Annotated in this window: 4 protein-coding genes; 1 reads left to right on the top strand and 3 read right to left on the bottom strand. The window is 53.5% G+C overall.

All coding sequences use genetic code 11. The features are described 5' to 3' along the window. Nucleotides 1-13: 13 nt before the first annotated feature. The 3 genes from gltB (KCG43_RS03860) to gltB (KCG43_RS03850) all read right to left on the bottom strand — a co-directional run bounded on the left by gltB (KCG43_RS03860) (nucleotide 14) and on the right by gltB (KCG43_RS03850) (nucleotide 10,879). On the bottom strand, nucleotides 14-4,477 hold the full coding sequence (gltB, locus tag KCG43_RS03860) for a glutamate synthase large subunit (protein WP_218383430.1): 4,464 nt from the start codon (nucleotides 4,475-4,477) through the stop codon (nucleotides 14-16). Between the two features lie 383 nt (nucleotides 4,478-4,860). Then, on the bottom strand, nucleotides 4,861-6,333 hold the full coding sequence (locus KCG43_RS03855; protein ID WP_218383428.1) for a glutamate synthase subunit beta: 1,473 nt from the start codon (nucleotides 6,331-6,333) through the stop codon (nucleotides 4,861-4,863). Beyond that, nucleotides 6,326-10,879 (bottom strand): glutamate synthase large subunit, encoded by a 4,554-nt coding sequence (gltB, locus tag KCG43_RS03850; RefSeq protein ID WP_218383427.1) that lies wholly within the window; start codon nucleotides 10,877-10,879, stop codon nucleotides 6,326-6,328. Before gltB (KCG43_RS03850) ends, KCG43_RS03855 begins: the two co-directional genes overlap by 8 nt. 683 nt (nucleotides 10,880-11,562) lie before the next feature. Between gltB (KCG43_RS03850) and KCG43_RS03845 the strand changes: the two genes are divergently transcribed. Next, on the top strand, nucleotides 11,563-13,371 hold the full coding sequence (locus tag KCG43_RS03845) for a diguanylate cyclase domain-containing protein (RefSeq protein ID WP_218383424.1): 1,809 nt from the start codon (nucleotides 11,563-11,565) through the stop codon (nucleotides 13,369-13,371). Nucleotides 13,372-13,374: the final 3 nt, after the last annotated feature.

Below are 13,374 nucleotides of genomic sequence, written 5' to 3'. Positions count from 1 at the left end.
TGGATTCCCTCCCTTATTGTGCCTGAACGCGGAGTTCAGCAGCTGAACGGCTTTGGTGACCCAGCAGAGTGTTCACGTCTGCCGACTTCGGTTTAGCCAGGAAGAATTTCGGGATCCACTGATCAAAGTTGGCCAGAATTTCCTGTGCACGGCTTGAGCCGGTTTCTTCCAGGTGGCGGTCGATCAGACCGCGCAGGTGTTCCTGATGAATCGTTAACTCCTGCAGTGGCAGAGCTTCGATCAATTCAGGGTTCACCCGGCCGGCGAAATCGCCGACTTCATCCAGAATGTAGGCAAAGCCGCCTGTCATACCTGCGCCAAAGTTGACGCCTGTGTGGCCAAGAATCGCCACGATGCCGCCTGTCATATATTCGCAGGCATTGTCACCGGCGCCTTCGACGACGGCAATAGTGCCAGAGTTACGAACCGCAAAGCGCTCACCGGCACAACCGGCTGCAAACAGCTTACCGCCGGTAGCGCCGTACAGGCAGGTGTTACCTATGATGGTGGATTCATGGGACTTGAATGCTGACCCGACAGGTGGCCGGATCGTAATCACACCACCTGTCATGCCTTTGCCGACATAGTCGTTGGCATCACCGGTCAGATACAGGTTCAGGCCACCGGCATTCCATACGCCGAATGACTGTCCTGCCGTACCCGACAGATGCACATTGATGGGGTTTGCCGCCATGCCCTGATTGCCGTAGCGCAGCGCAATTTCACCCGACAGGCGGGCACCGAAGGAGCGGTCTGTGTTGCGGATATCCAGATAGATATCGGCGCCACTCTGTGCTTCCACGGCGGGCAGTGCTTCGTCGACCAGTTTCTGGTTCAGTACACCGGTATCAAACGGTGTGTTCGGCTCACTGCAGTACAGGGTTTTGCCCTCAGCTGGCGTAGGCGCATGCAGCAGGCCGTTGAGATCCAGCTTGCTTTGCTTGGCGGTAAAGCCGTTGACCATTTCCAGCAGATCGGTGCGTCCGATCAGGTCGGTCAGTTTTTCAACGCCCAGTTTTGCCAGCAGGGTTCGTACTTCTTCACCCAGGCCGACAAAGTAGTTCATGACCTGCTCAGGCAAGCCCTTGAAGAAATCGCGGCGCAGGGTGTCATCCTGAGTCGCTACACCGGTTGCACAGTTGTTGAGGTGACAGATACGCAGGTATTTACAACCCAGAGCCACCATAGGCGCGGTCCCGAAGCCAAAGCTTTCTGCACCCAGAATAGCGGCTTTCACCACGTCCAGTCCGGTTTTCAGACCACCATCCACCTGCAGGCGGATCTTATGACGCAGGCCATTGGCCACCAGTGCCTGCTGCGTTTCCGCCAGGCCCAGCTCCCACGGGCTGCCAGCGTATTTCACCGAGGTCAGCGGGCTGGCACCTGTACCGCCGTCATAGCCTGAGACGGTGATCAGATCGGCATAGGCCTTAGCCACACCGGTAGCGATAGTGCCGACGCCGGGTTCTGATACCAGCTTGACCGAGACCAGAGCTTTCGGATTGACTTGTTTGAGATCGAAAATCAGCTGCGCCAGATCCTCAATCGAATAAATATCATGGTGCGGTGGTGGTGAAATCAGGGTTACACCCGGTACCGCATAACGCAGTTTGGCGATTTCAGTGGTGACTTTATGGCCGGGCAACTGGCCGCCTTCACCGGGTTTTGCTCCTTGCGCCACTTTTATTTGCAGCACATCAGCATTGACCAGATAGTGAGGAGTAACGCCGAAGCGGCCGGATGCGACCTGTTTGATTCGGGAATTGCGCTCGGTGCCGAAGCGACGAGGATCCTCGCCCCCTTCACCTGAGTTGGAGAAACCACCGAGACGGTTCATGGCAATTGCCAGGGCTTCATGGGCTTCCGGGCTCAGAGCACCGATAGACATGGCGGCTGAGTCGAAGCGTTTGTACAGCTCGGTAGCAGCTTCTACGTTGGCGACGTCAATCGGGTTGGCCGATTCTTTCAGTTTCAGCAAGTCACGCAGCGTTGCTGCCGGACGTTCGTTCACCACTTTGGCAAAGGCGAGATAATCCTGGTATTCACCGGATTTAACGGCTTTTTGCAGCGTAGTGACAACATCCGGGTTGTAAGCGTGGAATTCGCCACCATGGACAAATTTCAGCAAGCCACCGTGATCGATTTGCTTGCGCTTGACAAACGCTTTACGCGACAGGTTGAACAAGTCTTGCTGGAAATCATCAAAGTTAGCGCCTTCAATACGGCTTGATACACCCTTGAAGCACAATGCCACCACATCCGAATGCAGACCGACTGCTTCAAATAGCTGCGAGCAACGATAAGAGGCGACTGTGGAAATCCCCATCTTCGACATGATCTTATACAAACCTTTGTCGATACCATTACGGAAGTTCAGCATCACGTCGCGGTAGGGCTTATTGATAGCACCGCTGTCAATCTGCTGTGCCAGCGACTCGTAAGCCAGATACGGATAAACAGCCGTAGCGCCAAAACCCAGCAATACAGCGAACTGGTGCGGGTCACGGGCAGTGGCGGTTTCCACTATGATGTTGGCATCACAACGCAGGTTGGCGGTCACCAGACGTGCCTGCACTGCACCCACGGCCATCGCAGCCGGGATCGGCAGCTTGTCGGCACTGATACCACGGTCAGACAGCACGACAAGCACAGTCCCGCCACGGACCAGGCGTTCTACCTGATCACAAAGATCGACCAGGGCCTGCTTCAGATCTTTCTCGTTCGGATCGAAGTTAATGTCGATAATGCTGTTACGGTAATGCTGGTTATCCAGACCCAACAGCTGCACCATGTCAGAGTACAGCAGGATAGGTGACTTGAACGCCACACGGTGGGCATGGCCGTCGGTTTCGTTAAACACGTTCATTTCACGGCCGATACAGGTGGCCAGCGACATCACGTGTTTTTCACGTAACGGATCGATCGGCGGGTTCGTGACCTGTGCGAACATCTGACGGAAATAGTCAGTCACCAGACGTTCTTTGGAAGACAGCACGGCCATAGGGGCATCATCACCCATAGAGCCGGTGGCTTCCTGACCGTTTTCACCGATCACCCGCATGACCTGATCAAGCTCTTCACGGTTCACCGCAAAGAGTTTCTGGTAAGTGTTCAGCTCTTCCGGCGACATTTCCCGGCTGCCGACCTGATCATCACCCATCTCTTCAAACGGTACCAGGCGGCGAACATGGGTATCAAGCCACTCTTTATAAGGGTGGCGTTCCATCAGATCGTTATCAATGTCGGCGGAATGCCAGATTTTGCCAAGTTTGGTATCAATGACCAGCAGTTCGCCAGGGCCGACCCGGCCTTTTTGTGCCACTTCGTCCGGCGCGTAATCCCAGATACCTACTTCTGAAGCCAGGGTGATCAGTTTGTCTTTGGTGATGACAAAACGCGCAGGGCGCAGGCCGTTACGGTCGAGGTTACAGGCGGCATAGCGACCGTCAGACATAACGATACCGGCCGGGCCGTCCCACGGCTCCATGTGCATGGAGTTAAAGTCGTAGAAGGCGCGCAGTTTCGGATCCATATCCGGGTGGTTTTGCCATGCCGGCGGCACCAGCATGCGCATGGCACGGAACAAGTCCATGCCACCGGCCAGGAACAGCTCCAGCATATTATCAAGGCTGGAGGAGTCGGAACCGGTTTCGTTAACAAAGGGCGCGGCTGTTGCCAGATCAGGCAGCAGCGGGGAGGCGAACTTATACGCCCGTGCCCGGGCCCACTGACGGTTACCGGCTATGGTGTTGATTTCACCATTATGGGCCAGGTAACGGAACGGCTGAGCCAGTGGCCAGCGGGGTTGTGTATTTGTCGAGAAACGCTGGTGGAACAAACAGATAGAGGATTCCAGACGTAAGTCACCTAAGTCTTTATAAAACTTAGGCAGATCGGCGGGCATACACAGGCCTTTGTAGACAGTGACCTGAGTCGACAGGCTACAGATATAGAAATCAGGATCGTCCTGAATGCGTTGCTCAATACGGCGACGGGCAATATAAAGGCGGCGATCCACATCCCTTGGCTTCCAGCCAGCAGGCGCATTGATAAATACCTGAGCGATAGCTGGCAGGGAGGCTTTTGCGATAGGCCCCAGCACTTGCGGGTTGATCGGTACATCGCGCCAGCCGGCAATAGACAGGGTTTCTTTGCTCAATTCTTCCTGGATGATCGTGCGGGCTTTTTCAGCCAGGACAGGATCCTGACTAAGAAACAGCATACCAACGGCGTACTCACGGGCCAGTGCCCAGCCAAGCTCTTTAGCAACCAGCTGATAAAAGCTGTCCGGCTTTTTCATTAACAGGCCGCAGCCATCACCGGTCTTGCCATCAGCAGCGATGCCGCCTCGGTGTGTCATACGATCCAAGGCCGATATTGCGGTACGGACCAACTTGTGGCTGGCTTCGCCTTCTGTATGGGCGATCAGACCGAAACCACAGTTATCTTTTTCCAGCTTTGGGTCATACAGTGTCATTGCAACTCTCCCTTGCGCCTGCTCCATTGAGCAGGGTTACTGCATAATTATGACAATCTCCCTGATTGTCACTCTCGCGTCCAGCGGACTTTCAAACTAACGGCAAATTACAAAAAGGTCAAATTTTCTTTAATTCTGGTCATAAATTCTGGATTATTCAAAGTCAACTATTTATCTGTATGATTTATAGTGATTTATTATTTTTTTGAAATATTTTGTTTACAATTGAAGGTGTCAGAAATGAGACTTTTTTGCGGTAAAACGAACTGATTTTCATTTGCAGGCAAAGTCAGTGTTAAAAAGGATAAAACACTGATTAGTTTTAAATAAAAAAGCCAGCTCCTGGGAGCTGGCTTTAAATTTTAGTATAAAATCCAGATTGATCAGGATTCTGATAGCATAAGTGAATGGTCTTTCGCTTCTAACTTAGAATCACCCATCAGGTAAGCGTCAATTTCGCGGGCACATTCACGGCCTTCATTGATGCATCGTACGACAAGTGACTGCCCGGTTCGCATATCACCCGCAGCAAACACGCCTGGCTGGTTTGTTGCAAATCCCTGGGTTGCGACATTGCCGCGATCATCGAGTCCAATATTAAGCTGGGCCAGCACACCCTGAGGTTCCGGATGCAGGAAACCCATGGCTAAAAAGGCCAGATCACACGGAATGATTCGCTCGGATCCCGGTACTTCTTCAAAGCCTGGGCGTTCACCGGGTTTGGCTTCGTTCCAGCTGATGTCCGCAATGCGCAGTGCTGTGACCTGACCGTCTTCATTGCCGATGAATTCTTTGGTCAGGATATTCCAGTGGCGCTCACAGCCTTCTTCATGAGAGGTGGAGGTGCGCATGATCATCGGATACGCAGGCCAAGGTTGGTTCACCGGGCGCTTTTCTGGCGGCATCGGCATGATTTCGACCTGAGTGATGCTGGCTGCACCGTGGCGGTTAGAAGTACCGACACAGTCAGAGCCAGTATCACCGCCGCCAATCACCACCACGTGCTTGCCGGCAGCATGAATCTCTGCTGTTTTCAGATCCATGCCATTGGCGCGGCGGTTGTTCTGACCCAGGAACTCCATGGCAAAATGGACGCCTTGCAGTTCACGGCCCGGGATCGGCAGGTTACGAGGCACAGTGGAACCGCCGGTCAGCAGTACTACATCGTGCTGTTTACGCAGTTCACGCGCATCAATATCCACACCTATGTGAGCATTGACCACAAACTTGATACCAGCCTGTGCCATCATATCGAGTTTACGGTCAATCACGCTCATGCTGAGTTTGAAATCAGGAATACCAAAGCGCAACAGGCCGCCTATTTTCTCATCGCGTTCGTACACTGTGACTGTGTGGCCGGCGCTGTTAAGCTGCTCCGCGGCTGCCAGGCCTGACGGGCCGGAGCCGATAATCGCCACGCTTTTGCCTGTGCGGCTGCGCGGGGTTTTTGGCTTTGCGTAGCCTTCACGGTATGCGGTTTCAACGATTGTCTTCTCTATGTTGCAGATGGTGATGGGATCTTGGTTGATCCCCAGTACGCATGAGCTCTCACACGGAGCAGGGCATACACGCCCTGTGAATTCCGGGAAATTATTGGTTGAGCTCAGGATATGCCAGGCTTCTTCCCAGCTGTCCCGGTACACCGCATCGTTAAACTCAGGAATGATGTTGCCGATTGGGCAGCCGTTGTGACAGAAAGGCACGCCGCAATCCATGCAACGTGAGGCCTGTGTGCCAATTTTGCTGCCGAACTCGTCATTCAGAACGAATTCTTTGTTGTCCTGAATACGCACTTCAGGGGCAATTTTTGACGGCAGTTCACGGCCGTGCTCGAGAAATCCGGTTGCCTTACCCATGGCTCACCTCCAGTGCTTCCTTGTTCTGTGCTTCTGCCGCTGCTTTACGTTTTTGCAGCACGGCTTTGTAGTCGCGTGGCATCACTTTGACGATGTGCTTGAGGTTTTCCTCCAGATTGCTGAGGAAGGTTTCAGCCACCGAACTGCCGGTCAGTTGCTGGTGACGGCTCACCATGTCTTTCAGCAGAGCAATGTCTTCGCTGTCCAGTGGATCCAGGTCGACCAGTTCAGGGTTGAGTTTGCTTGCAAAGTCGCTGAACTGATCCCAGACATAGGCGACACCGCCGCTCATACCTGCTGCGAAGTTACGACCGGTCTGACCGAGAATAATCGCTACGCCGCCTGTCATGTATTCGCAGCCGTGGTCACCCACACCTTCAACTACCACACGGGCACCTGAGTTACGGACACAGAAACGCTCACCGGCTTTACCTCGGATGAAAGACTCGCCCGATGTGGCGCCGTAGAAGCACACGTTGCCGACTATGATATTGTCTTCGGCAATCAGATCAGACTTGGCATCTGGGTAGAGCACCAGCTGACCGCCCGACAGGCCTTTGCCCCAATAGTCGTTGGCATCACCTTCAACGTCAAAGCGCACGCCTTTCGCCAGGAAAGCCCCCAGACTCTGGCCGGCTGAACCTTTGAATTTAACCTGCATAGGTTGCGGCAGGCCCTGGTCTTGGTAGACTTTGGAGATCTCGTTCGACAGCATAGTGCCGACGCTGCGATCTATGTTGGTGATCGGGAACTCAGCATTGACTGCTTCACCGCGCTCCAGCGCAGGCTGAGCCGCAGCAATCAGCTGGCGGTCAAGCACGGCATCCAGATGGTGGTTCTGGCTGCACTGGTTGTATACACCGTCGGCCTCACGGGCCGGTTCAATGTGCAGCACAGGGCTGAGATCCAGATTTTTGTATTTCCAGTGGCCAATATTGTCGCGGATTTTCAGGCGCTGTGACTGGCCGACCATCTCATCTATGGTACGGAAACCCAGCTCAGCCATGATTTCACGCAAGCCTTCAGCCATGTACTGGAAGAAGGTGACAACATCTTCGACGCGGCCGTCGAAACGTTCACGCAGGGTCTTGTTTTGTGTTGCGATGCCCACAGGACAGGTGTTTTTATGACACTTACGCATCATGATACAGCCTTCCACCACCAGAGCGGCGGTGGCAACACCCCATTCTTCGGCACCCAGCAGGGTGGCGACAGCCAGATCACGCGGGGTTTTCATCTGACCGTCACTTTGCACCACGATACGGTTACGCAGGCCGTTTTTCAGCAGTGTCTGGTGTGTTTCTGCCAGACCCAGCTCCCACGGCAGGCCTGTATGGCGAATCGAGGAAATCGGAGAGGCGCCTGTACCGCCGTCGAAACCGGCGATCAGTACCACGTCGGCTTTGGCTTTGGCGACACCTGAAGCTATGGTGCCGACACCGGCTTCAGAAACCAGTTTGACGTTGACACGGCTCTTGCGGTTGGCGTTTTTCAGGTCATAAATCAGCTGCGCCAGATCCTCAATAGAGTAAATATCGTGGTGTGGCGGCGGCGAAATCAGGCCGACACCTGGGGTGGAGTGACGAGTCGCACCGATCCAGTCGTCCACTTTGTCACCCGGCAACTGACCCCCTTCACCTGGCTTGGCACCCTGTGCCATTTTAATTTGCAGCTCATCGGCATTGGTCAGGTAATACGATGTCACCCCGAAGCGGCCAGACGCGACCTGCTTGATGGCAGAGCGTTCCCAGTCGCCGTTTTCTTTTTTCTCGAAACGGGCCGGGTCTTCACCGCCTTCGCCTGAGTTCGACTTGGCGCCGATACGGTTCATGGCGACAGCCAGTGTGGAGTGTGCTTCATGCGAGATAGAACCGAAGCTCATTGCACCTGTGGCAAAGCGCTTGAGGATATTTTCGGCCGGTTCTACTTCATCCAGCGGGATGCTGCGGCTGGTATCAACAGCAAACTGGAGCTGACTGCGCAGAGTGGCGGCATGGTCGCCCTGACTGTCTACAGCGTGGCAGTATTGCTTGAACTGACTGTAGTCTTTGCCGCGGGTGGATTGCTGCAGCAGAGAAATTGTGGTCGGGTTAAACAGGTGCTTTTCACCACGCTGTTTCCACTGATAAACACCACCGACATCCAGCATTTGCAATGGGATATCACGCAGCGGGTAACCGAGGCGGTGGCGGATCAGCACTTCTTTGGCAATGTCGTCCAGGGTCAGCCCCTGAATACGCGAGACGGTACCGGTGAAATATTTGTCGACCACGGCTTTGCTGATCCCCAGTGCTTCAAAAATTTGGGCACCGTGGTAGGACTGCAGGGTCGAGATCCCCATTTTGGAGAAAATCTTCAACAGGCCGCCGTTAACGGCTTTGCGGAAATTGTTGAAGTATTTATCGACACTGGTGTCTTTAGCCAGCTTGTTACGTTGCTGCAGCGAAACTATGGTTTCTGTCACTATGTACGGGTTGACCGCATTGGCACCGTAGCCGATCAGGGTGGCGAAATGGTGTGTTTCGCGGGCGTCGGCCGTTTCAACTACCAGATCGCACTTGGCACGCAGCCCTTTGCGGATCAAATGATGGTGTACCGCACCGACAGCCAGCATGGCCGGAATATGGGCATGCTGTGAGTTCACTGCACGGTCACTGAGGATCAGGATGGAGTAGCTGTCATTGACCGCATCTTCGGCGTGCTGGCACAGATGGTTCAGTGCTTGTTCCAGCTTGCCCGCTTCATCACTGGCCTTAAACACGATATCCAGGGTTTTGGCCTGCAGGTGGGGCTTGTCGATGGCGCGCAGCTTTTCCAGCTCGGCATCGCTCAGTACCGGTGAGTTGAGCTCCAGTTTCTGGCAGTGCGACGGACCTTCACTCAACAGGTTCTGATCTTCACCCAGATAGGTGTTGAGTGACATTACCATACGTTCACGGATCGGGTCGATCGGTGGGTTGGTCACCTGAGCAAACAGCTGCTTGAAGTAATGAGACAGATGCTGCGACTGGTGTGACAGAATCGCCAGCGGCCAGTCCGCCCCCATCGAGCCCAGAGGCTCTTTGCCGTCGCCGGCCATTGGCAGGATGATCTCATTGACTTCTTCATTGCTGATGCCAAAAGCCTGCTGTTGATGCAGTAGCTTCTCGGCTTCAGGCTGGCTATGGCTGTAATCGGCGTCAGGCAGATCGCTGAGATGAAGCAGGTTGTTTTTCACCCAGTCTTCATAAGGTTTGGCTGAGGCAATGCTGTCTTTGACTTCATCATCGGAGACGATGCGGCCTTGCTCCAGATCCGCAACAAAGATACGGCCGGGCTGTAAACGGCCACGGAAATGGACATTTTCAGGGGCGATATCCACCACGCCGGATTCGGAGGCCATAACCAGGAAATCATCTTTGGTTACTGTATAGCGAGACGGACGCAGACCATTACGGTCCAGGGTGGCACCCACTTGTACGCCGTCAGTGAAGCAGACAGATGCCGGGCCATCCCAGGGCTCCATCAGGTTGGCGTGATACTGGTAAAACGCACGGCGTTTGGGATCCATGGCCGGATTTTCCTGCCAGGCTTCCGGGATCAGCATCATCAGTGCATGGGGCAGGCTACGGCCAGACAGCACCAGCAATTCCAGGGCCATATCAAAGTTGGCCGAGTCCGACGCTCCTTCCTGGCAGATAGGCAGCAGCATGTTCAGCTCTTCTTCGCTGAACAGATCAGACTGCAACAGAGCCTCGCGGGCTTTCATCCAGTTCAGGTTGCCGCGCACTGTGTTGATTTCACCGTTATGGGCGATGTAACGGAAAGGCTGCGCCAGACGCCATCTCGGGAAGGTGTTGGTGGAAAAACGCGAGTGGACCAGCGCCAGAGCACTGACCATGGCCGGGTTTTGCAGATCGAGAAAATACTGCGGCACCTGCTCTGTCGTGAGCTGGCCTTTGTATACCAATGTTTTGCTGGAGAAGGCGTTAATGTAGAAATCGTCACCAATATTGGTCACGCTTTCCAGACAGACTCGAACCGTGTAGTTACGCAGGACATACAGCTTACGCTCCAGTTCTTCCTGCGGCATATCGCTGCCGCCGGTGACAAAAGCGTGTTCAAATTGCGGCTCAGTGCTGAGGGGATCGGCACCAATCATGCTGTTATCTGTAGGCAGCACTCGGTAGCCAAGTACGCTCAGGCCCAGTCGCTGGGCGTTGCGGGCCAGAATGTCGCGGCACTGTTCACGTTTGTCTTCGTCTTTCGGAAACAGGATGACACCGACGCCATACTGCTCAAAGGCAGGCAGTGTCAGGCCAATTTTCTGACATTCCTGCAATAGAAATTCATGGGGTTTTTGCAGCAGAATACCGGCACCGTCACCACTGCAGGGGTCGCAACCCTGGCCGCCCCTGTGCTCCATACGAGCCAGCATGTCCAGTGCCTGAGTGATAACCTGGTGGGATTTACGGTTCTTGAGATGGGCAACAAAGCCGATACCGCAGGCATCATGCTCCATTTCAGGGACATAAAGCCCCTGACCATTCAACACTTGATCTGTCATAACTACATCCTTCCAGTGTAGAGCAGACGGTTCCTCCGTCTGCGGTTCCCTATTTATTTTTATATATACCTGCATGTCTTGGTCAGGCGGGCATCTTGCCCGTTACTGGCCGCAGGAGGGCTGCCTTATCTGAAGGGAGGCAGCCAGTCTCAGACGTACGGGCTAAGCCAGCACGCTAAAGACATGAAAGCCATCCTGACGGATGGCAATCTGGTTATATAATGCACACAATGAAAATATATTACAGATCTGTTGGCTGAATTACTATCACTAAATCCGACTTTAGTTGTAGTGCGAGCTAAAACCCTGGCCGTTCTAGTTAAAATTATGACTAAAAATTCATGATACCCCTATGTTGATGAATTGTTACTCATTGGTGTAAAGGGAGGAGATTTTTTGATGGGAAAGTTTCAGTTGTATTTGTGGTTATTTTATTTCAGATTGTGTTTTTGGCATGATGGGGTGTGATTTAGATTACGGACTAGCAGATTACTCTGTCCTGATGAATGTAATTAGTGTCGAATCCTTGACGCTCAGGAGTGTCAAACATCACTTTTTGGCATATTAAAAATCCGCGACATGCAGCAGCTTCTTGCAACTGTGTTAAATTGGCGGTTGAGTATTGCAGAGCCAAGATGGCCTACACGGAACCGCCAGGGAAGACTGCGGGGAGAAGAAACAGCATGCAGAAAGTGAACATGATGGCGTTTGCTATCGTTGCCTGTACCGCTTTACCGGTATGGGGGGAAGCTGAAGAAGGGCTGAATATGTCAGTCATTGGTATGACATTTCTGTTGGTGGCTGTTTTGACTTCACTGGCGGCCTGGATAGTGCATCATTTGGGCAGTCTGGCCTTTCGGCGTCTCCATGCCACTATTTCCCGGCTTCCCATTGCAGCGGCCATTGTCCGCAGTAAAGATGGTGAGCTGTTTTATGCCAATGCCAGCTGCCGAGAGCTCTTGGGGGTCAGTAAAGTGGAGAGCCGCTTTTACTATCCGGAAGGTATTGGCGCGCGGATGATGGCGGATGTGCTGCGCCCCTTACAGCCAGGTACCGGGTTCGAAAACGTAGAAGAAACACTGCAACTCGGCAATTCGACCATCAGGGTGCTGATTTCCGGCCAGTTGCTCAGCTATCGCTGGCAATCAGCCTGGTTGCTGTTTTTTGTCGCGCCAACCAGTCAGGCTAACCCTTACGTCCAGATAGAACAGCGAGTTTTCCAGCGCGTCCTGAACTCACTGTCAGAGTTGGTATATTTTCAGGATAAGGCCGGTAATATCATAGGCACCAATACCGCCTTCGATCGTTTCTGGCGCGGCCGTCGGGAAGAGGGACTGATACAGGGCGATCCGACCGGCATCGGCGAAACGCCTGTGATTCATACCTGGACCACGGCACCCGATGGTGCCAGCCGGTTGCTGGAAACCAATAAAACCGTGATGACAGACGAAGACGGTCTGATCATTGGCACGCTGAGTATCAGCCATGACGTGACCGACTGGCACGAGATGCAAGAAAGCCTCAAGCAGGAAATAGAGAAGCGGGAAGTCACGGAGCAGATCCTGGCTCAGCGTAACACCCTGCTCAACTCCATCCTCAATGCCAGTCAGGATCCTATCGGTTTGTATAATGAGCACGGCGTCTATGTTGGCTGTAATGAACCTTTTGCCAAAGTGCTGGGGTTCAGTGCCAAAGAGTTGATCGGTAAGACAGCCCGCAATGTGATTGATCCTGAGATGCTGCAGGAGTTCTATCAGACTGACATTAAAGTGCTGAGAGACGGCCTGACCGTGAAGACGGATGCCTATGTCATTCTCGAAACCGGTGAGCCGGTCTGGTATGAAATTGTGAAATCCCCGTATCGCGATCCGACCGACGGCTCAGCCGGCGTGTTGCTGATAGCCAGGGACGTGACAGAGCGTAAGCAGGCTGAGCAGCAGCTGGCCGACGCCATCATGGAATTGCAGGAGCTCAGTTTTGTCGACAGCCTGACAAAAGTGGCCAATCGCCGCAGCTTCGATGAACAACTGCGCAAGCTCTGGCACAGCCATATGCGCGAGCAACAGCCTCTGACATTAATTCTTTGTGATATCGACAGTTTTAAAGCTTACAACGATAATTACGGTCACCAGCAAGGCGATCACGCATTGCAGGAAGTGGCCCAGGTGTTCGATAGCGTGATCCGCCGGGAAACGGATGAAGTCGCCCGTTATGGCGGCGAGGAGTTTGCCTTTCTGCTGCCGAATACGCCTTTGGCGGGTGGGCAAACAGTGGCAGGTAAAATCCATAATAAACTGGCTGAGAAAGCCATCCCTCATGGCTTTTCAGGCATCAGTGACATGCTGACTGTCAGCTTAGGTGTGGCCACCATGACACCTATGCCAAATCAGGATTATGGCGAGTTGATTGCAATGGCAGACAAAGCGCTTTACAAAGCAAAAGCAGACGGGCGGAATACTACCCGCCTGATGGCCGAATCAGATGAGTTTTAATGC

The organism is Photobacterium sp. WH24, from assembly GCF_019204055.1.
Taxonomy (GTDB): domain Bacteria; phylum Pseudomonadota; class Gammaproteobacteria; order Enterobacterales; family Vibrionaceae; genus Photobacterium; species Photobacterium arenosum.
The sequence above is the reverse complement of the archived record's forward strand: the minus strand, read 5'-3'. Positions and strand labels throughout refer to the sequence as shown.

Coding starts and splice junctions, on each gene's coding strand:
- gltB (WP_218383430.1), bottom strand. CDS start 4,477: ATGACACTGTATGACCCAAAGCTGGAAAAAGATAACTGTGGTTTCGGT.
- KCG43_RS03855 (WP_218383428.1), bottom strand. CDS start 6,333: ATGGGTAAGGCAACCGGATTTCTCGAGCACGGCCGTGAACTGCCGTCA.
- gltB (WP_218383427.1), bottom strand. CDS start 10,879: ATGACAGATCAAGTGTTGAATGGTCAGGGGCTTTATGTCCCTGAAATG.
- KCG43_RS03845 (WP_218383424.1), top strand. CDS start 11,563: ATGCAGAAAGTGAACATGATGGCGTTTGCTATCGTTGCCTGTACCGCT.